The following is a 22234-nucleotide window of genomic DNA, read 5'->3' on the forward strand; positions in this document are numbered from 1 at the left end:
CGGGTTTTGGGCGGGTAAGAAACCCCGCCTCCCCTCACACCTTCTGAATCACTTCGCATTGCACTCCGTGTTCCTTGCACCACTTCTCCAGCTGCAGCTTTTTCACGTTTGAAACTTTTCGATCTTGCGTTTGTTCTCGACCATTTTTTGTTGTATATCCACTTCCAAAAATATTTCTGCTCATGATACGTGAAAAAAAGCGTCGGCGATCAATCTATATTCTTTTCCAAGTTTTTTGGTAATGATAAAAGATATAAATGTCATTCCGCATCAATACGAGATATGGATAAAAAAAGAGCCTACTCAAAGCGAGTAGGCAAGCCCCTTTCAAAGTGAGAAAGGGGCTATTTTTATTTCTTTAATAGATGAAACTTGGATATAATGGATTTTCCCACTGTCCTTTTCCTTGAATCGCAATGTTTGGTTCGGTTGATCGTAGTAATGGACACGACCGATGACGCAACATAAACGATAATTATATATGTATTTGATCGAGAGATAAGAAGCAAACTCCATCTCCTTGAAAATGATCCAATTCCATTCTTCATATTGTTGCTCGTCATGATAGGAAGGATGGAGTCGCTTTTCTTTTTCACGAAGCTCCTTTAGCATTTTGCGGTGTTCCGGCATTAAAAACCGAGAGAATTTGATCATTCCCTAGTCACGGTAACTCAGGCTTGATGCCCTCCTATATAACCATTACGTAGGAAGACGACACTTCCAAGCGGGTAGCTGACAAAGCGCAAAAGGTCATTCGAACCGATTTTTTTGTCCCAGCTCATGTCTAATTGCTTTGGCAATGGTTCTCTCTTTTGTTTTGTTTCCAACAAAATACAGCCGCAAATTTTCCTCGTTCATTAGATTTTCTAGGATACTACTCATTAATATTACATGAATTTCTCTCACAATTTCCTACTGGGATAATAATTCGATTTTTAGCAATGAAGTCATATACTCTTTGTCCCAAACCTATCATTTGTGACAATTTTAATAATGGCCATAACGGCATTAGTAAAGGAACATTTGATGCTATAGCCATAAAAGCAAAAATTCCTAAAACAATCTTATTATTACGGATAATTTTTGCATGCATATGTTTTTCTAATGATGACAATGGAATGCCATACCTCTCGATACCAGGTTCCCTTATATTTACCATTTCAATGTTATTGAAAAAATCAATTTTTTTAATGTTATTCTTCACCTTAATGCATAGAGGACACCAACCATCGTAAAAGACTATAATTTTAGAGCCATGCTTTTTCACAGAGCAACACCTCAAACGACTTTAATATTTTTTAAATTTTCACAAAAACACTTGCATTTCATTTAAATAAATGTAAAATATTGATTGATAATAGTTAAAATTGTATAAATTTACAAATTTAATGATATACAAAATTTTAATAAATAACAATCATATAATTATAAAATTTGTAATTTTCTAAAGAGGTTATCAAATGAAAGCCAGTTGAACATTGCTCTACTCATGTTTTTTCTGTTGAAGTTGGCAATCTACCGTTTCCGACTGGGCATTCACATGCTATGCCCTCCCAAACCATAAACGATTGCGTTTCGGAGACAAAGCAGAAAAATTTGATTACCTTCCCATTTTAACTGGATATATAGGCATATTGCTCTGCTATTACGACTTTATAACAGTAAAAAATGGATCATAAACATTCGTTGTAATTTTTAAATAGATAATTTAGGGGGGATTATATGTGAATATTGATAGACTTTCAAAATTTGGTATTACATTTCTTTTAATATCAATGTTTTGGTTGTATATATTTATTATTTCTATTCACGCTGTACTACCTAATAATCCGATTGACAGTCTACCATTTGAAAGGATCTTACAAATTTCAACTTGGTTTCCTCAAGGATGGGGATTCTATAGTAAAAATCCAAGAGACCCATATTTTATGGTAGTTGATATAAAGAGTAAACAGTTAGCCTCCAATTGGCCCAATAATATTCCTAAGAATATCTTTGGATTAAAACGACTAGGAAGAAGCCAAGGAATTGAAGCAGGATTATTACATTCGCAAATCCCAGAACATTATTGGAAAAAATGTAGTAAGAATCCATACGATTGCTTAGATAGGTACAATAAACCGATTGAAATGGAAAATAAATCACCAACTCCCACCTTATGCGGCGATATTGGATTTTTATCTCAAGAACCGGTTCCTTGGGCATGGAGCAATAGTAGTGAAAAGATAGAAATGCCATCAAAAGTAGCTAGGGTGAATGTAAAATGTTCAAAAAAATAGGATCATATGCTTATAATATAGCAATTCACAGTAATCCATGGACTAACGTATATGGAATTGCTAGGACTCTAATGGCATTAAGTATGGGATTAACTTTAGCCATAAATCCAGCGGAAATTCTTCTTCGTCCTTCCTCAATGTCTATGGATTATCCTAACTGTGGAAAATCTTCTATTAGTCTTTTCTGCATGGTTCCAAATGATTACATATACTTAAATCTATTAAGATGGATTTCAGTAATTTTATTATTAATTATTGCTTCTGGATGGAGACCAAGAATTACTGGATTTATTCATTGGTATTTAGCATATAGTTTAAACGTTTCTGCTATTACTTTGGATGGTGGAGAACAAGTTAACGCAGTAATTACATTTTTACTCCTACCCGTAACATTAACTGATAACCGAAAGTGGCATTGGGAAACTTATCGTTGTAGTGATCCAGATTCAGAACGAGAAATAATTAGGCGAATTATAGCAAAAATATCAATATATTTCATTCGATTTCAAATAGCAATTTTATATTTGCATTCAACTATCGCAAAACTCTACAACACTGAATGGATTAATGGTACAGCTGTTTATTATTATTTAAATGATCCGATGCTTGGATTACCTCCTTTCTTATTAAATCTATTCAAGCCCATACTTACTACAAATTTAGTTGTCATTCCTACTTGGGGAACTATTTTATTACAATTATGTTTATTTGGAGCTTTATTTGCTCCGAAGAATTATTGGAAATATTTTCTATTTATGGCTATAACATTTCATGAGACGATTGCATTATTCTTAGGATTAATCAGCTTTTCAATGATGATGTTTGCATCTCTCATTTTATATTTAAGACCCGTAGAAAAAGAATTTTCTTTCATTAAAAAGTGGGCGATGTTGTTTAGAAATAATGAAAAATCCAATATAACTCAATTAAAAGGATCTGTTTCTATGATACTTAAGCGTTGATACTAAAATTCATGATGTTATAGCAACAGATATGTTAATATATTCCCCCATGAATTTGAATATATAAATAAGCTTTATAAGGAGGTGGTCTATGTTCAATAGCTTCATAGTACAAACTGATTTAAATTGTATAAAAGATCAAGAAAAGGGGAGGAAATTGTTATGAATCTAAAAAAATTATTATCAATTTTTATGGTTTTAACAATTATCTTCACAACAACTTCAACTTTTGCTTCAGAAACTAAACTACAAAATAAACTACAAAAGCAGTATGACGGTGAGACAATTTTTCGTGGTCTAGTTTTTGGTCAAGGGGAAGTGGCAAAGTATTTTCCTGAAATTTGGTCTAATGATTTGCTAAAAGAAGCAAACAAAAAAGAAGTTAAGCAAATAGCAAATATCTTAATTTCTGGGATTAAAAAATCTGATCCCAATTATTTTAATGAACTAAAAGAAGCTGTATATAGTGGAGAACACCTTAAAATCCAAGCATCTTTAAATAAAGGTGGAGAACTGTTAAGTAAGCAATTAGAAAACAAAAACGTTAAAAATGTTGATAAATCACAAGTAGGAACTGCTACTTGTGCACTTTACGTAGCTTATGGTGCTGCTGCTGTTAGTCTTGTTGCAGCTTACTCTCATGCAGTAGTTATAACAGCTGCTGGAGGAGCAGTAGCATATTTATATGTTGTAACTCAGAAAAGTTTTTGGACATCTTCTACTTCTAAAGAGGATGCCATCTTACAACAAGAAAAATTAGTGAATCTAGTTGCTACGAGATTTGCTAATTAAAGTGTTTTCAAATATTTAGGTTAAGCTAACAAAAGGGGGCGATTTGACCCCTTTCTTTATACACTTTACATCATTGTGTTAAAGTCGATGATAAAATGGTTCATACGCTAATTTGGGGAGATGACTTTCTATTAACTACATGGGTATAATAAAAATAAAGGGGTTCATAACGATGATTTACCTTTCTTGGTCTCCTCTTGATTCCACTATCGAGTGACTAGATGTGTCTGATGCCGGTGATCATTTACGTTTAACGGTAAAAAGCATCCGAGAGTCTTCTCCCTGTCCTGCCTGTCATCATGTTTCCTCCTGCCCGCATCGTCGGTATACACGTGTGATTCAAGATCTTCCTATCGCCGATCAGCCTGTTTCTCTTCTGCTTATTTCTCGAAAATGGTTTTGTGATGATTCTTCCTGTTCCGTTCAAGTGTTTACAGAGCGTTTTGACTGGCTGGCGCCGCATGGCCGCCGTACTCTTCGGGCAGAACACCCTTTGCGACAAATGGCCTTTTCCACGAGTTGTTTAGCTGCAGAAAAGATGGCACAGGCGATTCATCTGCCCCCATGATTCATTGTTAACGATGATTCATAAAACTCCTATTCCTGTAGAGGTGTCTCCCTTTCCTCGGAGTCGATGATTTTGCTTTTCGAAAAGGCCATACGTATGGAGCGATCATTTGTGATCTCCGCCGTCATCATCCTTTGCTCTCTTGCCAAATCGGCTCCCGCAAACACTTACCGAATGGCTGAAAACCGATTCCCATGTACAAGGGATGAGCAGGGATGGATTGACAGCATTCCGTCAAGGGATGGCCAATGCCAATCCTTCCATCCTTCATGTGTATGATCGATGGCATTTGATCGGGAAGGCGAAGAAGAGACTGGATTTCCTTCTTTTATCCCTCGTTCCCTCTGTCATGACATGGAGTAAACCTCACCCATCTGTTCGTGAAATCGAAAGGACAAAGGCAGAAAAGAGGAAAAAGGAGCGCCAGGAACAAAAATGGGCACTCATTCAAGAAATCCAAACGGCTCATCCATCAAGGAAGAACATTTCTAGGCTTGCGAAGGAATAGGAGCTGGATCGGAAAACGGTGAAAAAACACCTCCAGATGACCACTCCGCCACTCATTCATCGACGAAGAAGAAAAACACCGATTCCCCTTTTTTGAACCGTGTCATCGAGTTAGAAGCGCAAAGTCAAACCATTCCATCTATCGACTCCTTTCTTCGCAAAGAAGGATATTCCGGCACGTTTTCGGCGGTACGAACCACGGTAGAAACGATTCGACGGAATCGAAAGCGGAAGGATCCATCGATGTTGGAACATCGTATCACAAGAAAACCGTTGTCCTATTGGATATGGTCGCCGTATCATCGACTTTCAGAAAAAGAGAAAATGAATCTGGAACAATGCCTAAAAAGGATCCAGCTGTCCGCCCTGTCTAGGAAGGGGTGCAAGAATATCGGGAGGTCGTGGATCAAAGAGATTATGACTGTTTTCTTGTTTGGCTGCGTCATCAGCTTTTGGATTCAAAACAGCCGTTTTATCCATATGCTCGGCGTTTGCGCAGCAATTGGCAGGCCGTAAAACACGCTTTTCTTCTCCCATACAGCAATGGAATACTAGAAGGGCCAATCAACCGATTGAAAACGATTAAACGAAGGATGGATGGCCGAGCTGGATTCGCTCTGTTAGAAAAACGTGTTCTCTATAGGTTGTAATCATTATTTTAATAAAACAATAAAAATTTCCAACAGGATGATAGGTAATCATTCACCAAAAGAACGTAAGAACCAAAAATAATCGGTCTTGACACATTGTTCAATTTGGAAAAACGAAGCCCTTTATGAATGAATTTCTGTAGTCTTTTTTTGAATATTGGCTACAATGGCTCCTTATCCCTACACGAACCGAGCAAAAAGGAAAAGCATGAAACCAAAAATGAAAGGAAGAAGTAAAAGGAACCAGCCTGTTGGGCTTCCTAAGTTAATTGTAAAACCGTTTCCTGACCTCTGCTCCACAAATATTGCCGGATCTTCCTTATTAACATAAAATATCCCGCCTTTCCAATATTCATCATTGACACTGTTTACTATTTTGCTCTTACCAATATTTGATTCAATTTCGCGTTCAATGGACTGTTTCTTTACAGAAAACATAATCGCACCTAATATAGCAATTAATACTGCCCCAAAGAAAACCATCTCCGATATCATTGAATCAATCACTTGGATAAATGAAAGCTGTATGAAAGATATAGATATAACTAATAATATGGAAATGATATTGACAAAAATGCCTTGCTTATATCTAATTACTTTATTTTGTTCACTAGAAATTTTTGGGGATTTAATATTCAAATTTTGTTTACTACGAATAATTGCTTCTTGAACCATGATAAAAATGATTGTTACAAACAATTGAGAGAGATTAAAAACAAATACCATTCCTACACTCTTTTCACCATAACGATCGACTTTACCTGAAGCATCATGGTGAATAGGTAATATATTTGGAATGTCATTATAATACCAAACAATAAAAAAAACATTTAGAAAAATCATGATAAATGGTATAGGATACCACATTCGCAATAAAGATAATTCTCTTCTGAATTTAGTATCAATAGCAACCATTTGTGTTGCAGGTTGGTTAGCCATATTGCTATTGATTTGACGTTTTATTCGTACATGCGCTCTTATGTGTATGAAAATATTGGCTATAATAAATAAGGGCACTGTTATAGCGCTAAAATAAAAATGTGATTGAGAGAACCATTGGATCATAAATGTTGAAAGTGCTAAAACCACTCCTACAATGATGTTCATTAAAATGCTTTTTCTAATGATTTGTGATATTTCTATTTTTTTCCATTGATCGTCGGAAAGGGGAACTCCAAATTTGTAACTAGAACGTAACCAAACAGGGCTAATACTTGATATAAAAATAATCACAATCCAAAGGATAAAGATGAAAATTAACTGTATATTATTCATTTATTTTCCCTCCTTTAATATCTTTGTACAATTCATCTACAATCTTTTTTAATTGGATATTTGCAAATCCATAACATATACTTTCAGCTATAATTGGACGCAGGGCTTTCTTAACACTGGACATATTTTTTTCATCCTCTTCAGTATGTGATCTAGTTGCAACAATCCCCCTACTGTTATGCATTGTCAGAAGTCCTTTTTGTTTTAATAATGAATATGCTTTATTCACAGTATGTATATTAATACCAAGATCCGCAGCTAAACTGCGAATGGATGGTACTTCTTCGCCGGGTTTTAAGTTACCATTAGCCATATTTTCAATAATCTGATTACTTAGTTGTAGATAAATGGGAGTTTCTGATTGTAAATCAATTCGTATTATCATAATAACCACCTAATAACAAATGTTATATATATAATATATCATTTGTTATTAATTTACAATATTTTTTATTGCACCCTCTCACTTTATCAACAGAGGTTCTAGTGAAATGTAAAACAAAGGGAATGTTTTCGGAAGATAAAATATCAAAGAAACCTTCTCGCTCGTATGCTCATAAAAAACGCTACGTACGAGACAGATATGCACAATCGTTTTTTTTACGGAAAGCTTTAGAAATGTGGCCATAGTAAATGAGATCGGAACGGTCCGGACCTTTATGCCCTTTCCCACGATGCGGATGCGTTTTAACTTCAAATCTAAGTCTGTTAATTTGAGATTCGACAGTTCTTCCACACGCAATCCCGCATAGGTAAGCAGATAAACAAACGCATGGTCGTGGCGATATTTCTCCTTGAGATCGCCCCCGACTTTGTATCTGTTTTTTACACATCCGATGCAACAAGTCCTCAAATTCTTCATCCATCAGTCACATAATTTTTTCGTTATCTTCATCAGCCGATTTTAAATCCTCGATGTCTTTCATCGGGTTCTGTTCGCTCTTATGATGTTCGACCGCCCACGCACAAAAACTCCACAGCGAATGGAACCGCCGATTGATCGTGGAAATGGCCAACGTTTTCCCTTCTGCTGGATTCAACATTTGCTAGGAGTTTTTAGCTTAGCCTATAGATTGAATGCCGATAATTAGTTATTATGTTTATGATGCATTCATGAAACATCCTGTGAAACAAAGAAACCTCCCTTGAGTTTGCATTATTCTGCCTCATATATAAAAACAAAAAATCCCTGCCAAACGGCAGGGACTTAGAAAATCGTCTCTCACTTCATAAGTGGTGAGTCGTTCACAGGTTTACAAATACGATGTTCCTCATCTAACGCGGTTCTGACACCATCTCATATGGGTGGTCAAAAGAAAGGGCTTTCCATCTTCAAGCTTGTATTTATCGATACCCCTTCTCCTCCATCTCTGCTAAAATAAGTCATATACCCCGCCCAGATCTAGTGAGTTGATGCAAATAGTGAAAGCGAGGGAAACTATTTTATCCACATGTATGTTTTAGATCATTCAATCACATGTAAGAGGTGAGCTCATTGCGTCCGATTTTCTTAGGAATTTGTGCGGCCTTCTTCTTTGCCTCCACTTTTATCCTTAATCGATCAATGGAATTATCTGGAGGAAGTTGGGTGTGGAGCGCATCACTGCGATTTATTTTTATGGTACCGTTTCTTTTTCTTATTGTCGCTTCACGAAAAAACACGCGGGTTTTGTTTCAAGAAATGAGAAAGCAGCCTAGCTCTTGGTTCGTATGGAGCTTGGTCGGATTCGGGCTGTTTTACGCCCCGCTTTGCTTTGCTGCCATGTATGCTCCAGGCTGGCTGATTGCCGGGACGTGGCAATTTACGATTATATCCGGGTCGTTGCTCGCTCCTCTTTTTTTCGAGACCATCGAAACGCCACAAGGATTGAAAAAAGTTCGGGGAAAGATTCCTATTAAAGGGCTGGCGATCTCATTGATCATTTTTTTCGGCATTATTCTTATGCAGCTTGAGCAAGCCAACCATGTATCTTGGCGCACGGTTCTGCTCGGTGTTGCGCCAGTCATTGTCGCTTCCTTCGCTTATCCGCTTGGTAATCGTAAAATGATGGAAATTTGCGGCGGCCGTTTGGATAGCTATCAGCGAACGCTTGGAATGACGTTGGCCAGCCTGCCATTTTGGCTGCTCTTATCGCTATACGGGTTGCTGACAGCAGGCGCACCAAGCAAGGAACAAATCATCCAGTCACTGCTCGTCGCTATCTTTTCAGGAATTATTGCTACGATTCTTTTTTTTCAAGCTACCGACATGGTGCGCAAAGATATGCATAAGCTGGCGGCTGTTGAAGCAACACAATCAATGGAAGTGCTTTTCGCCGTGTTCGGAGAAATCCTCCTCTTGTCGGCTCCCATGCCTTCAGCCCTTTCATGGTTCGGCATGCTAGCCATTGTCATCGGTATGATTTTGCACAGCTACTTTTCCCGAAGGCTGCATGCTTCTGCTTCCAGTCAGCAAAGCCTGAATGCATAAAAATGTCAGCTGTGTGGATGCTCCAATAAAAACCCATTGACTGGCTTGATTTCTAGCCCAATCATTCCATATGTTTAGTAAAATAATGGTTCATCAACACTTGTGTAAAAATGTAAAACACGGCCGCCAAGTTTATAGGAAAAACTTTTGACGGCCGTGTTTTATTTTTACAGTTGCTCAACTGCTTGATAACCGTATTGCTCCATTTTTTCATAAATGTCCCTTAGCTTCGGATTTCCTTCTCCCACAATTTCCCCTTCCACAACCACAACCGGGTAAAATAAATCCTCTTCAATGACCTTTTCCGCAAACGCTTTCTTAACCTGGTCATCCGGCGGATTAAAAATATCGACATATGTGATAAGAAACGGCTGATCCGGATATTTCCGTTTAATGGCGGCTTCAAGCCACTCATACGTTTCTTTTGAAGAGGGCAAATTAACACACGAAGCACATATGACCTCTGCTCCATATACGCATATTTCCACTTGCTTCAACGACATAGGCGGCCACCTTTCCTCTCTATGACAAATAAAGTTATTAGATTTTTTTCTTTATACCGATTATAATAAAGTTAAGGAAAGGAGTCGATAAGAATGAGCGATTTGGAAATTAAAGAACAAGTACAAGAAGTGTTAGATAAGTTGCGCCCATTCCTTCTTCGCGATGGCGGTGACTGCGAGCTTGTCGACGTTGAGGACGGCGTAGTTAAATTGCGCTTGCTTGGTGCTTGCGGCAGCTGCCCAAGCTCAACCATCACTTTAAAAGCCGGAATTGAACGTGCTCTTTTAGAAGAAGTGCCAGGAGTCGTTGAAGTAGAGCAAGTATTCTAAACATAAATAGAAGGGTGTCCTAAGCGGGACGCCCTTCTTTTCTTTTACCTATCCATTTCATGTGCTTCTAAGGTTGTTTTATACACTTGACTTCCTTTTGGCTCGACGGTTAACGTTTCAACCTGGCAATGCCGAAAATGAGGAGCCAATCGTTCTCTTACATGTTCTCCCTTTCCAGGCTCAACAAAACAAAGGATTGTTGGCCCTGCGCCGCTCAACGCTACACCAAACGCTCCATATTCCTTCGCAAGCGGCAGGACAAGCGGTAATTCTGGAATCAGCTCTTGACGATACGGCTGATGAAATAAATCGCATTCCATCATCTTTCCGGCCAGCTCCCAGTTTTTCATGAGCAGTGCAGCGACTAAAACATTGCTTATAGCGCTTGCCTCTACTGCTTCTGCCCTAGTGAACGATTGCGGCAGAACGCTGCGTGCTTTTTTTGTCTCCAATTCATAGCTGGGAATGACGGCGACCAAATCGAGATCAATATCAGAAAGATGGACAATCGTCGTTTCCTCATTACGATAACTGCCAATGACCAGTCCTCCATATAATGAAGCGCCAACATTGTCAGGGTGCCCCTCATAAGTAGCAGCCAGCCGTATTTTTTCCTCTATTGTCAAGGATAAGTCCGCAAGCTCATTAGCTAATTCAATTCCAGCGACAACAGCGGCAGCGCTGCTCCCCAGTCCGCGCGTAAATGGAATATCGCTGGATACCTTGACAACGCAAGGCGGCAGAGCACGCCCATACTGGCTGGCAAGACGTTCTGCCACTTGAAAAATCAAATTTTCCGTTCCTTGAGGGATCGTTTGAACTTCAGCCGTTTGAGGAATAAAGCGCCATTCATCGCCTTTATGCACTTCCAATTCTAAATAACGAGAAACGGCAAGACCAAGAGAATCAAATCCAGGTCCTAGATTAGCCGTACTGGCTGGAACAACGATCTTTAGCATCTCTCCTTCTTTCATTGGCGAACAGCCCCTTGAATATGCTCAAATACGACCTGCTCCTCATTCGGGAGAACAAGCGGCTTGATTTCTGCCACATCGATGGCAATCGCCGGATCTTTTAATCCATTTCCAGTAAGCACGGCAACGACTGTGCTTCCGCTGCTGATTTCCTTGTTATTTCTCTGCTTGATGACCCCTGCCAGGGATGCGCATGAAGCTGGCTCGGCAAAAATGCCTTCTTCTCTGGCAAGAAGCTTATAAGCCGTCACCATTTCCTGATCGGATACTTCATCAATTTTCCCTTTCGATTCGCTAGCGGCCTGCACCGCTTGATTCCAGCTTGCCGGATTGCCGATGCGAATCGCGGTTGCAATCGTTTCTGGTTGAGTAATGACCTGGTTGCGGACAATCGCTGCCGCACCCTCTGCTTCAAACCCGCGCATTTCTGGAAGACCCGTGCCTTTCGCTTCATGATACTCTTTAAACCCTTTCCAGTAAGCGGTGATATTTCCCGCATTACCAACAGGAATCGCTAGTACATCCGGTGCCTTTCCCAGTTGATCGCAAATTTCAAAGGCCGCTGTTTTTTGCCCTTCGATTCGATATGGATTGACCGAGTTAACAAGGGTAATTGGCGCCATTTCACTAAGCCGGCGCACCATTTTCAAGGCCTCGTCAAAATTGCCCTCAATGGCGAAAATTTCTGCTCCATAAATCGAGGCCTGAGCTAGCTTGCCCATTGCAATTTTCCCGTGCGGAATCACAACAATACAGCGCAATCCTGCTCTGGCCGCATACGCAGCCGCTGCCGCAGAGGTGTTTCCTGTCGAAGCGCATATAATCGTATGGCTTCCTTCCTCCTTCGCCTTGGCGACAGCCATAACCATTCCCCTGTCTTTAAATGAACCCGTTGGATTGGCCCCTTCGACCTTTACATAAAGATCGATTTCAAGCAACCTCGATAAACGCTCCAAACGAATAAGCGGAGTATTTCCTTCATTTAGTGAAAGAAGCGGGGTTTTTTCTGTAATCGGCAAAAAATGACGATATTCATGCAATAATCCCTTCCACATCATCAATTTCCATTCCCTTCTACGCGGTACGAGCTTTTGACTTGATGAACAATTTCAAGATCCCTTAAACGCTGCAAAATGTCTTCGTAAGCCTGCTGTGAGGCCCTGTGAGTAACAATGACAATCTCGGCCAGCCCTTTTTCTTTAAGCGGAAGCTGAAGAATTTTTTCAAAACTTACCCCCTGCTCAGCAAAAATTGCGGTAATTTTAGCAAATGCCCCCACCTCATCCTTCACATGGATGCGTACAAAATATTTAGAAAAGATTTCTGAACGTGATTTTAGACGCTTCTCGTATTGCGGGGCGACTGCACTTCTACCGTTGACGCCAAGCCGCATATTTTTCATCACCGCCACCAAATCCGATACGACAGCGGTCGCGGTTGGCAAGCTGCCTGCTCCGGGTCCATAAAACATCGTTTCTCCAACGGCTTCCCCGTATACATATACAGCGTTGTACTCGTCGCTCACAGAAGCAAGCGGGTGTGAATCAGGAAGCAGCGTCGGCTGCACGCTGACTTCGGCTTTATCGCCATCACGATGGGCAATGCCGATTAATTTCATCGTATAACCTAAACGTTTGCTATAATCTAAATCTTCTTCCGTAATATCCGTAATGCCTTTTACTTGTACATCTTCTAAATCGATATTCATAGAAAAACCAAGACGGGCCAAAATTGCCATTTTTCTGGCTGCATCCAATCCCTCAACATCCGCGGACGGATCGGCTTCCGCATAGCCAAGAGCCTGGGCTTCTGCAAGCACTTGCTCATAAGGCATCCCGTATTTGCACATTTTCGTTAAAATAAAATTAGTCGTTCCGTTGACAATCCCCATCATTTTTGTAATGCGGTCAGAAGCTAATCCCTCGACAAGGCTTCGCAAAATGGGAATGCCCCCTGCAACGCTGGCTTCATAAAATAAATCGCATCCGTTTTCTGTTGCTGTGGCCAGCAATTCCGAACCATATAAGGCCATTAAATCTTTATTAGCCGTTACCACGTGCTTTCCTTGCTGTAATGCTTGCAAAAGATGCCTTCTCGTTTCTTCAATTCCGCCCATTACCTCAATAATCACATCGATCTCTGGATCGTTGATCACCTCATCAGCACGGGTCGTCAGCAATGAAGTGTTCACCTGAACATCACGTTCCTTATATACATCGCGCACAAGAATCTTTTTCACGACAACAGGGCAACCCACTTGATGGATAAGCTGATCCTGATGGTTTTCAATGATTTTAACTACACCGCTCCCCACTGTTCCTAATCCTAATAAGCCTACTGCAATCGGTTTTGCCACATTTTCCACCCCTTTTGTTTCTCCTATATGTACATTTGTTCTTTTATAGTAGACATTATAAAAGATATACTTTTCTTTTACAATGATTATTTTATTATCATATATTCTGAAAACGCTTAACATCAAGTAAATTCAGATAATTTTTTATTCATAAAAATTCCCCGCTATGCGGGGAATTACGCATTGTGGCGGTTGAGTAACCATTCTTTGTTTACAAGCGTTTTTGGCGTCTCGCCCTTTAAGACAGCCAGTATATTTTGGCAGCATAATTCCATCATGTTACAGCGCGTTTCAACGCTTGCACTGCCAATATGAGGCAAGGCCACGACATTTTTTAAGGAAAGCAACGGATGAGAAGGATCAATCGGTTCTTTTGTAAACACATCCAATCCTGCACCTGCAATCTCTTGTTGAACAAGCGCCTCGTACAAGGCATCTTCGTCGACAACCGCCCCTCTTGACGCATTGATAAAAATCGCGGAACGCTTCATCATTTGAAAAGCGGAACGATTAAAGAGGTGCCGGGTTTCCTTCGTTAAAGGAGTCAAGCAAACGATAAAATCAGATTGCTGCAAAAGCTCGGAAAAAGAACAATAGACTGCGCCAAGCTGCGCTTCCGCCTGCTCGTTTCTCGACCGGTTGTGATATAAAATGTTCATGTCAAACCCTGCAGCGCGTTTGGCCACCGCTTGGCCGATTTTTCCCATTCCAACAATTCCAATCGTCTTATGATGAACATCCGTTCCCGCCAATAGAAAAGGGCTCCAGCTTTTCCATTCGCCGCTTTTGATAAATTCAGCAGCCTCTACCATACGACGCGCAGCAGCTAACAATAACGCAAAGGTTAAATCCGCGGTTGTATCCGTTAATACATCTGGTGTATTACAAATGGCGATTCCCTTCTCCGTTGCCAGTGAGACATCAATATTATCAAAACCGACAGCTAAGTTGGCGACAACCTTCAACGATTTCCCAACTTCCATTATTTCCCTATCGATTTGCTCTGAAAGCATCGTTAATAGCGCATCCGCTTTCGTCGCTTCCTCCAACAAAACTTCTCTTGATACAGCTACATCTTCGTAAGGCCACATCGTCACTTCCGCATATTCCTTGAGAGGTGCAATGATTTCATCTGGCAATTTTCTCGTAATAAAAACATACGGCTTCACTATTGCCCCGTCTCCTTCCTTATACGATCATCTTTCTTTTTCATCTTATCATAAACAAAACGAAAAAAAAGATTTCTCTTGATCGATTGGCCTTACAATCACAGAAGCAAGCCAATTAAATACATCACATTTTTATAAAAGCATAGGTATTGATGATTCAAAACAAATCAATGAACAGGGCTGGGGTTCTCGCTTTTCTGCTGAAGTCGGCAAGCCGATTGGCTTGCCGACCGTGCATGTCTATAGGATGCTCTTCACATATATAAAAGGCTAGGCAGGCGATAGCCATTTAATGGTTGGCAACCGGAAGCGGCGAACAAGCTCAAGCCGGTCATAAAAAGTGGCTAAAAACTGCTCATAGTTTCTTGTATTGGCCAAAATGGTGCGAAGCATCTGTTCCCGTCCATGCCTTTCTTCCTCTTTATTGGCGGAATAATAGCCTTCAATGCATTCAAAATAGTGAAGCGGAAATACTAAACGGGCATAGATAAGCCGCCAAGCAAAAGCGGACAACGGCGTCAAACGTTCGTACTCACGGAAAAAGCGGCGAATTTGCTCATCATCGCTTCTTCCTTCTTTCATATATAAGGCTCGCACCCATTCTGCCAAATCGCGCGCGCAATGATCATATACCCAATCTGTCGGTAGCTTGACTTCTCTTCCTTCAGCCCAAAGGGTGTGGGCAATTCGTTCATGGCAAATGGTAGCCGAATCAACAAAATACGGCTGTTCATCCAGTTCCGTATCCGTGATGTATTGAATAGCATTTTCCGTAAGTCCCATATAATATGGGAAGGATTCAATAAATAGCTGCTCAAACTCTGTTTCTCGTGGCACCTTTACTTTTTCCCTCCAAAAATCTTCCATCTGATCAAGCCTTTGCCCCCACAACTCCTTCCATCGACCAATTCGCTTACAGTGGGCAATATAGGCTGGAAAATGCCGCCCCTGTTCATGCATCTTTGCTAATTCCTTGCCAATTGGAATCGTTCGCGTATATACATGCGGATAAATGCGCAGAACAACAAAAGGCCGGTCTTGATGATAAGCTATGATCGTACCTGTTTTGGTCTGTACAAAAGAAGCGACTGACAGATCTCCTTTTGCGTGTAAGTACATTCCCATCTGATACAACTCATTAACTTCCTCACCCGTTCGCTGTTCAACAGGAACAATCATATATCGTTCATTTTTGAATAGAAATGTATCATACTCTCCCATCTTCTCTGTCTGCTCTATACTTAGCCCGTATTCATCGTTAATGACCTCACGCACAGTTCTCATCCTCCTTCAACAAAGTATATGAGGAGAGCATAAGAAAAATTTGTATAATCTGTCGAGCCAGCATAAACATAAAATATTTGCGCCCTATTTCGCTTTTTGAGTATAATACTAACAAATTCAATGGAGATGGATTTTCCTCTGTTTTGCTAAAACATTGCGACAGTATGGTATAGGCATGATCGCTATTGACAAGGCTTGATCAGGAAAAAACAAAGCGATGCTTTCATTGATCAAAATACAAGCAAAGCAGACAGCCATCGCTGTTTATTTTCAAAAAGGCAGCTAATCATCGATGTCCGGCTGGCAGACAGGCTGCAATGAAGCGGTCTAACTATCAACACCCGTGATATCATGCATAAATTAGACACGTTTACACGGCAGCAAACATATACAATACAAAACACTTTATAAAAGAAATAGGTGAAATCAATGGAAAATCTCGAACAAACCGCTCGCAATTGGTTAGAAAAACGTGGCGTCAAAATCGAAGATATTGCTGACTTAGTATACTATCTACAATCCAAATACCATCCAAACTTAAAAATGGAAGAATGCATTGAAAATGTGAATCGTGTTCTTTCCAAACGTGAAGTTCAAAATGCGATTCTTACAGGAATACAGCTGGATGTATTAGCGGAAAAAGGGATGCTGGAAGAACCTCTTCAATCCATCATCCATCGAGATGAAGGGCTATACGGAGTAGATGAAATTCTCGCCTTATCGATTGTGAATGTATACGGATCGATTGGCTTCACCAATTACGGCTACATTGATAAACAAAAACCGGGAATTCTCCAATATTTGAATGATAAATCAACAGGAAAATGCCATACCTTTTTAGATGACATTGTCGGAGCCATCGCAGCAGCAGCTTCAAGCCGTTTGGCACACCGTGCCGCCCATGAAAAAAAATAAAGCGAATGTTAGCCGAGCATTCCATTCTTGATGTTTATACAAAACAAAAGACAATGCCTATTATTAGGTGATCATCGTAGACGATGTTTTTCCCCCGCCTCTAAACAAAGTGATGGGGACGAACCTTCATATGGGCTATCCATTGCCTATTTCTGCTTTCATCGGAAAGGGTGCCTGAATGAGCAGGCACCCTTTTTCATGGTATACTTCTTCTCTCGAACCTTGTTAAGCTATGAATGGAGCATCGGCACATCAAAGCCTTTCCAGCCACTCTTGAAGCGAATCTGCCGTGTAAGTTGGTTGCTGATCATATTGCTTTAGCAATTCTTTTGTAGTAACGCCAGTGTGTACAAGCAATGTGTCGATTCCTGCGTTCATTCCTGCCTTAATATCCGTATCATAATAGTCACCGATCATTAATGTTTCTTCTCTCGGCACTCCTAGAACCTTTAATGCCTGTTCCATAATGATTTTTTCGGGCTTACCAATAAAAATAGGGGACACTTGCGTAGAAACGGCGACCACAGCTGTCAATGATCCATTCCCAGGCAACAGCCCGCGCTCTGTAGGAATCGCGATATCACCGTTAGTCGAAATAAATGTAGCGCCATTGCGCACAGCCAAACAAGCGATGGCCAGTTTTTCATATGTAATCGTGCGGTCAATGCCCATTACAACAAATTCAGCATCCTCTGCTGCAAATGTAAATCCTTTCTCTTTTAAGGCTTCACGAATTCCGTCCTCACCAACGACATAGACCGAAGCGTCCGGTTTTTGTTCAAAAATATAGTTCGCTGTCGCTTGGCTTGTTGTGAAAATCTGTTGTTCAGTCGCTGGAATATCAAATGACTTCAGCTTTTCAGCCACCTGTATGGGTGTGCGTGAGGAATTATTGGTAACAAATAAATAAGGAATATTTCTCCGATGCAGCTCTTTTACAAATTCTCTTGCTTCTGCAATACATTCTGTTCCACGGTACATGGTTCCGTCCAGATCAATTAAATAGCCTTTATATTTCTTCATCATATTTTTGGCGCAGGAGCCCCCCCGCTCCAACGACTAAAGGGAGTAAGGGGGAGAGGAATGCGCCTTCCTCCTTTCTTTTTTGCATGATGTTCATAAGGACATGGAGAAAACCGTTGGCACTCCATTTGTGACTCCTTGATATAGGGATTGGGTTGCAGGAAACGTTACAACCGTAAAACAAGGTTATATTAACAACAAACCCGCTGGAATGACAAAATATATGCTCCTTATGAAACAGCGGCACTTATACTAACATCCATTCGATCAAGAGCCTGAACGCAAAAACAAAAACGCCCTTTATTGCATAAATAGAGCGTTCTTGTTTTTTATCATTCACCTGTCTGTTCTTTTATTTGATAGTGGCACCTGTCGTCTCCTTTTGTTATACAAGTGCGTAAAACAACTTCGGAAGTGTCCAAAAGCTGGCGAAAAAGCTGCTGTTCGCACGAACAAACAGAATGATATTCTTTAGCCACTTCAGAAATAGGACAATGATACGCAATGAGATGGTACGTTCCGTCTTCATCCCTCTTGACTTTCGCCATATATCCTTGCTCATTTTGCAGCTTTAAGAGCCGCTTCATTTTTTGTTCAAATGTTTTCTTCTGAAAATCACGCTCATATGTTGCTTTGAGCCGTTCGGCCCTCGCTCGAAAAAGCCGTTCCAGCATTTCGGCTCCCGCTACATGCTCCAGCTCCCTGAGCAAGTCCATCGTGAGCTGTTTATAATGCTGCGGAAAACGTTCTTCCCCTTTCTCCGACAGCTCATATACATTCGTTGGTCTTCCCATCGCTTGGCGAACAAGCGTTGCCTGAACAAGACCGTCGCGCTCCAATGTATGAAGGTGGCGGCGCACAGCCATCTCACTCACTTCTAGCCGCTTGGCTAGTTCACCCGCGGTCAGCCGTTTTTCTATTTTCAACAGCTGCAGCAATTGCTGTTTCGTGGAAGAGGATTGATTATTCATCTCATTCACCGTCCTCTCCCTCATTTTACGTTATTTCTGACATTTACACAATTTTTAAACAAAAAAGTTTCAAAAATCAATGATCAATTGCGAAACGCTGAAACAGGCCCAAGTTCATTTTCTAAGTATATGCGAATCGAAGCTGGATACGACTGCAAAGCTGGCAGCGCCCGCCGGAATATTGCAAGCAGCTCGGAATGATTTTGTTCTGTATACTGCTGCACAAGCATTTTCCGGTATTGAATAATGGCTTTTAACTCTCGAGCTTGAGCGCTTGTGATGACTTTCTCATCTGTTAAAATATCAATGATATCCTCATAACTGCCTGGATCTCGCATAATAAAGCCATCAATCATCGCATTTCCCACATCAAGCACGGCATCAATACAAAGATGGGCAATACGTTCAAATGCGAGCTGGGCAATTTCTTCCTCCCATTCCGCCTGTTGTTCATAAATCCTTAATAGCCGTTCCATATAACATAAGGTTGCTTCAATTTTAGCGCGATCAACAAAATACATGTCATCCTGCCTCCCTTTTCAATTAAACCCCTTTATAGTGTATTATAACAAACGGAGACAGATCGCATAAACGTCTGGTAAGATGAATGTATCGACTTTTTTGGAGGTGCAACGCATGAGTGAACGATTTTTTTTATATGATGATGCCGTTGAATCCAAGACAAGATTTGTTAGCTTCCTTGGCCAGCGGCAGCGCTTTGACTTGGCGATCGTTCAAACCGACCGCTTTTATGGAAAATATCTCGTTCTTGATATGCAAGGCAATCGGTTTGCCATTATCGGGCAGGATGATCTTGAAGAGCCAGGCTATTTAGAGCATGCTTACCAATTAAGTGAAGAAGATGCCAACGATTTGCGTTCTTTCTTATTTGAGGTGATTTAACACCATCCACCGAGAAGTCTCCTGCCTGTAACAAAGCGGAGAGAGCCATTTTTGCTCCCGTTATTCATATCGTGTTCATTTTAGGGGCATATTATAAACATCCCCTTAGATGAAGGAGGATGAACAAAATGCCTTATACGGACTTTTCCAGTGTCGAAAAACGGAGAGACTTTCTTACATCTGAAGAATTTCCCGATGGTCCATACGGATCTCCCATCAGGAAAGAGGAACCTGTCCAAAATAAAAGTACACCTTGGCATGAAGGGCAACGCTATTACAGCAGCTTTAATTATGAATATAAAGCGTTCCATCAAAATATTCCACGCCAATATCCAGGAGCCCATCCACCTCATGATGATCCGGCGAGGGATGAACAGCCTCCGTATGATCAGCTTAATGACTAACGAAAAAACATGGCTATCTCATATCTCTTGAGATAGCCATCCTATTGACGAACGCCTTCATTCTAAGCCCCTCTTTTCACCCATCCGCTCATGAACTTCTTTATTTCATTCTTATCTTTGCTCGGTTATCTTTATCTGGCAAGCGTCTTTAAGACCGTCTGAAGCAGAAAAAGGCGCCATCACTCTATACATGAACCCCTTCCTCCCACCTTCCCTTCGTGTAAAGGTGGGAGACTTCTCCATGGAGGGTGTTAAATGATCACCTGTTAGAAAGAAGGCATCATGTAAACTGTATTTGCCTACCATCTCAGCCATGCTTATTTTTTAACTTTTCGTAATACAAAATAAGCACAGCCGAAATTGCAATATTCATACAAATATTCGGATAATGTGCTAATTTTTGTATCATATGTCGCTTTTTGATTATGATCGTCAAAAAAGCCTCGCAGCCGTAGCTGATTATATCCCCAGTCTCCAACAATATAATCGTATTTATTCAAAATATCGGCATAGCGTGTGCGAAAGGCTTCTTCATTGAACCCGTTTTTCACATTTTCAACTAACTCATAGCATGTATTGTTAATACAAATCATTTCTTTCACCTCATCCTTTATCATAAATGATGAAGCACTCCCAATCAATTACTGTTATGAAAGTTTGCATAGAAAGGAATGATGAAAACGAGGAGGTGTTTATAGTGAAGAAAACGGTCCTTGCTTTTTCCATTGGCGCCGTCGTGTCTCTCACTGGATGTGCGCAAATGGCAGAGGATAACAACAACGGGGATTTATATAGACGAAATGGAAATACGATTAATGTCACCGATCGAAATGATTTATATAATGTCGAAGGCGTTCCAAACGGCAATGATTCAAGGCTGAATAACTTCGGTTACGTCCGCCATCAAAAAAGCCCAATTATGGGAGATCGAACATCTTATGGGGCGCTGCCAACATTAAATCGCGAACGGGTCGCCGATTTAATTAGCAAATTATGTGTACAGCTGCCAAATGTGAATGATGCGGCGACGCTGGTAACGGATGAGGAAGTGCTCATTGCTTACGATACAGATACAAAAAACCGATTGGAGACAGCCGATCAAGTGAAAAAAACCGCCCTTTCTGTCGTACCGCGCTACTATCATGTCTATGTAGCGGATGACCCGCGAATGATGAAAGAAATTGAACGCTTTGGGCGTTTAGATTCGAACAGCCAAAATATTGACCAAATTCTCGACACAACGATTAAAGACATGCTTAAATATCCGCAAGGTCGGAAGCTGAGTGACGGAGAAAATGCCAATGGCGAAATGATTCATGAAATGAACGATCGTCTCGATCGTGATTTTCGCGATGGCACACCAAAAGAAACAAAAGCAAAATAACGAAAAGGTCCTGTTTACAAAAAACAGGACCTCAGCTTTTCGACAAAGTCGACAAGCTTTCGCCTACTTTGGTAGGCATTTTTTATTGCGTAAAAATGGGCGTAAAAACATATATGGTCGGAGTTTTTTTTGTGTCATTCTAAGTGCAGCAAAAAATGCGGCGAAGCTAGGAAAATTCAGTGTTCGGCTATACCCCATTAAACATACCCACGGCTGGGTAGTTACAATTGGGCCACCCTACGCTGTACCCGATTGTGTCTATGACCAGAATTAAGCTCCGCTCATATGGATGACCTCGCAAAACGCAAGGGGGATGGATAATTCGTCCACTCCTTTAAAGGCCAAGAAAAAATTGAAGGATAAAACATGATGGGATAAACAAACTTTACTGCATGTTTTATTACTCTTTTTTTCAAAAATAAAAAAATACTCCATTTTTATCCCTGAACAAAAAAATGGCCGCTAAAATTGGCGTATAACGCATTTTAAATGGCAGGGTAATGGTTTTCCCCTTG

At 40.6% G+C, this 22234-nt stretch carries 25 protein-coding genes and 2 pseudogenes; 12 read left to right on the forward strand and 15 right to left on the reverse strand.

The genetic code is table 11. The annotated features are described in order from the left end of the window. Positions 1-327: 327 nt before the first annotated feature. Together B6A27_RS19310 and B6A27_RS00470 are read right to left on the reverse strand one after the other, a co-directional pair. Entirely contained in the window at positions 328-654 is a 327-nt protein-coding gene (locus B6A27_RS19310) for a YolD-like family protein (protein WP_080859523.1), read from the reverse strand. A 220-nt stretch (positions 655-874) separates the two neighbouring features. Continuing rightward, positions 875-1267 carry a thiol-disulfide oxidoreductase DCC family protein gene (locus tag B6A27_RS00470; RefSeq protein WP_161491010.1) on the reverse strand — a complete coding sequence of 131 codons (393 nt, stop codon included), beginning with the start codon at positions 1265-1267 and terminating at the stop codon, positions 875-877. Between the two features lie 457 nt (positions 1268-1724). On the opposite strand from B6A27_RS00470, the gene B6A27_RS00475 reads away from it, so the two are divergent. The 6 genes from B6A27_RS00475 to B6A27_RS18370 all read left to right on the forward strand — a co-directional run bounded on the left by B6A27_RS00475 (position 1725) and on the right by B6A27_RS18370 (position 5758). Further along, positions 1725-2279 carry an SdpA family antimicrobial peptide system protein gene (locus B6A27_RS00475; RefSeq protein WP_236631749.1) on the forward strand — a complete coding sequence of 185 codons (555 nt, stop codon included), beginning with the start codon at positions 1725-1727 and terminating at the stop codon, positions 2277-2279. Continuing rightward, entirely contained in the window at positions 2264-3241 is a 978-nt protein-coding gene (locus B6A27_RS00480; protein WP_080859527.1) for a sporulation-delaying protein SdpB family protein, read from the forward strand. Before B6A27_RS00475 ends, B6A27_RS00480 begins: the two co-directional genes overlap by 16 nt. A gap of 162 nt (positions 3242-3403) precedes the next feature. After that, positions 3404-4033 (forward strand): sporulation delaying protein family toxin, encoded by a 630-nt coding sequence (locus B6A27_RS00485; RefSeq protein ID WP_080859529.1) that lies wholly within the window; start codon positions 3404-3406, stop codon positions 4031-4033. 223 nt (positions 4034-4256) lie between these two features. Next, positions 4257-4601 (forward strand): transposase family protein, encoded by a 345-nt coding sequence (locus tag B6A27_RS00490; protein ID WP_236631750.1) that lies wholly within the window; start codon positions 4257-4259, stop codon positions 4599-4601. Between the two features lie 142 nt (positions 4602-4743). Further along, positions 4744-5109: a transposase gene (locus B6A27_RS18365; RefSeq protein WP_139788025.1), complete on the forward strand. Its 366-nt coding sequence runs from the start codon at positions 4744-4746 to the stop codon at positions 5107-5109. Between the two features lie 400 nt (positions 5110-5509). Then, complete coding sequence (locus B6A27_RS18370; protein WP_161491011.1) at positions 5510-5758, forward strand: transposase; 249 nt, start codon at positions 5510-5512, stop codon at positions 5756-5758. 180 nt (positions 5759-5938) lie between these two features. Here the strand turns inward: B6A27_RS18370 and B6A27_RS00500 are convergent, their stop codons facing one another. From B6A27_RS00500 to B6A27_RS00510, 3 genes and pseudogenes are all read right to left on the reverse strand, one after another. Continuing rightward, the gene (locus B6A27_RS00500) at positions 5939-7033 is read right to left on the reverse strand and encodes a DUF1648 domain-containing protein (RefSeq protein ID WP_080859532.1); all 1095 of its coding nucleotides are present in this window, start codon (positions 7031-7033) and stop codon (positions 5939-5941) included. Continuing rightward, positions 7026-7418: a GntR family transcriptional regulator gene (locus B6A27_RS00505; protein WP_080859534.1), complete on the reverse strand. Its 393-nt coding sequence runs from the start codon at positions 7416-7418 to the stop codon at positions 7026-7028. Before B6A27_RS00505 ends, B6A27_RS00500 begins: the two co-directional genes overlap by 8 nt. Before the next feature lie 245 nt (positions 7419-7663). Further along, positions 7664-8079, reverse strand: a pseudogene (locus B6A27_RS00510) (tyrosine-type recombinase/integrase); the annotation flags it as partial. Positions 8080-8528: 449 nt separating this feature from the next. Between B6A27_RS00510 and B6A27_RS00515 the strand changes: the two are divergent. Beyond that, positions 8529-9503, forward strand: a complete 975-nt coding sequence (locus tag B6A27_RS00515; protein ID WP_236631751.1) for a DMT family transporter — start codon at positions 8529-8531, stop codon at positions 9501-9503. A gap of 167 nt (positions 9504-9670) precedes the next feature. On the opposite strand, the gene B6A27_RS00520 is transcribed toward B6A27_RS00515, so the two are convergent. After that, positions 9671-10006: a YuzD family protein gene (locus B6A27_RS00520; protein ID WP_066148855.1), complete on the reverse strand. Its 336-nt coding sequence runs from the start codon at positions 10004-10006 to the stop codon at positions 9671-9673. 28 nt (positions 10007-10034) lie between these two features. Between B6A27_RS00520 and B6A27_RS00525 the strand changes: the two are divergent. Continuing rightward, positions 10035-10336: pseudogene (locus B6A27_RS00525) on the forward strand (NifU family protein). A 44-nt stretch (positions 10337-10380) separates the two neighbouring features. On the opposite strand, the gene thrB reads toward B6A27_RS00525, so the two are convergent. The 5 genes from thrB to yutH form a co-directional block, all read right to left on the reverse strand. Next, positions 10381-11310 carry a homoserine kinase gene (gene thrB, locus B6A27_RS00530; protein ID WP_080859538.1) on the reverse strand — a complete coding sequence of 310 codons (930 nt, stop codon included), beginning with the start codon at positions 11308-11310 and terminating at the stop codon, positions 10381-10383. Then, entirely contained in the window at positions 11307-12368 is a 1062-nt protein-coding gene (thrC, locus tag B6A27_RS00535; protein WP_066148851.1) for a threonine synthase, read from the reverse strand. The genes thrB and thrC overlap by 4 nt, the downstream gene beginning before the upstream one ends. After that, on the reverse strand, positions 12368-13666 hold the full coding sequence (locus tag B6A27_RS00540) for a homoserine dehydrogenase (protein ID WP_066148924.1): 1299 nt from the start codon (positions 13664-13666) through the stop codon (positions 12368-12370). The genes thrC and B6A27_RS00540 overlap by 1 nt, the downstream gene beginning before the upstream one ends. 176 nt (positions 13667-13842) lie before the next feature. Next, positions 13843-14838 (reverse strand): 2-hydroxyacid dehydrogenase, encoded by a 996-nt coding sequence (locus B6A27_RS00545; protein ID WP_066148848.1) that lies wholly within the window; start codon positions 14836-14838, stop codon positions 13843-13845. Positions 14839-15105: 267 nt separating this feature from the next. After that, positions 15106-16110, reverse strand: a complete 1005-nt coding sequence (gene yutH / locus B6A27_RS00550; protein ID WP_080859541.1) for a spore coat putative kinase YutH — start codon at positions 16108-16110, stop codon at positions 15106-15108. A gap of 438 nt (positions 16111-16548) precedes the next feature. On the opposite strand from yutH, the gene B6A27_RS00555 reads away from it, so the two are divergent. Then, on the forward strand, positions 16549-17034 hold the full coding sequence (locus tag B6A27_RS00555) for a phosphatidylglycerophosphatase A family protein (protein ID WP_066148845.1): 486 nt from the start codon (positions 16549-16551) through the stop codon (positions 17032-17034). A 252-nt stretch (positions 17035-17286) separates the two neighbouring features. Here the strand turns inward: B6A27_RS00555 and B6A27_RS00560 are convergent, their stop codons facing one another. The 3 genes from B6A27_RS00560 to B6A27_RS00575 form a co-directional block, all read right to left on the reverse strand. Beyond that, positions 17287-18057, reverse strand: a complete 771-nt coding sequence (locus B6A27_RS00560; RefSeq protein WP_080859609.1) for a TIGR01457 family HAD-type hydrolase — start codon at positions 18055-18057, stop codon at positions 17287-17289. Between the two features lie 332 nt (positions 18058-18389). Further along, positions 18390-19028: a helix-turn-helix transcriptional regulator gene (locus B6A27_RS00570; RefSeq protein WP_236631753.1), complete on the reverse strand. Its 639-nt coding sequence runs from the start codon at positions 19026-19028 to the stop codon at positions 18390-18392. An 83-nt stretch (positions 19029-19111) separates the two neighbouring features. After that, on the reverse strand, positions 19112-19549 hold the full coding sequence (locus B6A27_RS00575) for a DUF86 domain-containing protein (protein WP_080859552.1): 438 nt from the start codon (positions 19547-19549) through the stop codon (positions 19112-19114). A gap of 115 nt (positions 19550-19664) precedes the next feature. Between B6A27_RS00575 and B6A27_RS00580 the strand changes: the two genes are divergently transcribed. Beyond that, positions 19665-19931 (forward strand): DUF3055 domain-containing protein, encoded by a 267-nt coding sequence (locus B6A27_RS00580; protein WP_066148842.1) that lies wholly within the window; start codon positions 19665-19667, stop codon positions 19929-19931. A gap of 128 nt (positions 19932-20059) precedes the next feature. Then, positions 20060-20335 carry a cytosolic protein gene (locus B6A27_RS00585; RefSeq protein ID WP_369815525.1) on the forward strand — a complete coding sequence of 92 codons (276 nt, stop codon included), beginning with the start codon at positions 20060-20062 and terminating at the stop codon, positions 20333-20335. A 317-nt stretch (positions 20336-20652) separates the two neighbouring features. Here B6A27_RS00585 and B6A27_RS00595 read toward each other — a convergent pair whose 3' ends face one another. Then, positions 20653-20928 carry a YutD family protein gene (locus tag B6A27_RS00595; RefSeq protein ID WP_044742343.1) on the reverse strand — a complete coding sequence of 92 codons (276 nt, stop codon included), beginning with the start codon at positions 20926-20928 and terminating at the stop codon, positions 20653-20655. Positions 20929-21095: 167 nt separating this feature from the next. On the opposite strand from B6A27_RS00595, the gene B6A27_RS00600 reads away from it, so the two are divergent. Further along, positions 21096-21719 (forward strand): YhcN/YlaJ family sporulation lipoprotein, encoded by a 624-nt coding sequence (locus tag B6A27_RS00600; RefSeq protein WP_369824116.1) that lies wholly within the window; start codon positions 21096-21098, stop codon positions 21717-21719. The last annotated feature ends 515 nt before the right edge of the window (positions 21720-22234 follow it).

It is taken from the genome of Anoxybacillus sp. UARK-01 (assembly GCF_002075365.1).
GTDB classification, from domain to species: domain Bacteria; phylum Bacillota; class Bacilli; order Bacillales; family Anoxybacillaceae; genus Anoxybacteroides; species Anoxybacteroides rupiense.

Bases quoted from the DNA above. Each gene is read 5' to 3' on its own strand.
- B6A27_RS19310 (WP_080859523.1), bottom strand. From the start codon at position 654: ATGATCAAATTCTCTCGGTTTTTAATGCCGGAACACCGCAAAATGCTA.
- B6A27_RS00480 (WP_080859527.1), top strand. From the start codon at position 2,264: ATGTTCAAAAAAATAGGATCATATGCTTATAATATAGCAATTCACAGT.
- B6A27_RS00485 (WP_080859529.1), top strand. From the start codon at position 3,404: ATGAATCTAAAAAAATTATTATCAATTTTTATGGTTTTAACAATTATC.
- B6A27_RS00500 (WP_080859532.1), bottom strand. From the start codon at position 7,033: ATGAATAATATACAGTTAATTTTCATCTTTATCCTTTGGATTGTGATT.
- B6A27_RS00505 (WP_080859534.1), bottom strand. From the start codon at position 7,418: ATGATAATACGAATTGATTTACAATCAGAAACTCCCATTTATCTACAA.
- B6A27_RS00520 (WP_066148855.1), bottom strand. From the start codon at position 10,006: ATGTCGTTGAAGCAAGTGGAAATATGCGTATATGGAGCAGAGGTCATA.
- thrB (WP_080859538.1), bottom strand. From the start codon at position 11,310: ATGAAAGAAGGAGAGATGCTAAAGATCGTTGTTCCAGCCAGTACGGCT.
- thrC (WP_066148851.1), bottom strand. From the start codon at position 12,368: ATGATGTGGAAGGGATTATTGCATGAATATCGTCATTTTTTGCCGATT.
- B6A27_RS00555 (WP_066148845.1), top strand. From the start codon at position 16,549: ATGGAAAATCTCGAACAAACCGCTCGCAATTGGTTAGAAAAACGTGGC.
- B6A27_RS00560 (WP_080859609.1), bottom strand. From the start codon at position 18,057: ATGAAGAAATATAAAGGCTATTTAATTGATCTGGACGGAACCATGTAC.
- B6A27_RS00570 (WP_236631753.1), bottom strand. From the start codon at position 19,028: ATGAATAATCAATCCTCTTCCACGAAACAGCAATTGCTGCAGCTGTTG.
- B6A27_RS00575 (WP_080859552.1), bottom strand. From the start codon at position 19,549: ATGTATTTTGTTGATCGCGCTAAAATTGAAGCAACCTTATGTTATATG.
- B6A27_RS00580 (WP_066148842.1), top strand. From the start codon at position 19,665: ATGAGTGAACGATTTTTTTTATATGATGATGCCGTTGAATCCAAGACA.
- B6A27_RS00585 (WP_369815525.1), top strand. From the start codon at position 20,060: ATGCCTTATACGGACTTTTCCAGTGTCGAAAAACGGAGAGACTTTCTT.
- B6A27_RS00595 (WP_044742343.1), bottom strand. From the start codon at position 20,928: ATGATTTGTATTAACAATACATGCTATGAGTTAGTTGAAAATGTGAAA.
- B6A27_RS00600 (WP_369824116.1), top strand. From the start codon at position 21,096: ATGGCAGAGGATAACAACAACGGGGATTTATATAGACGAAATGGAAAT.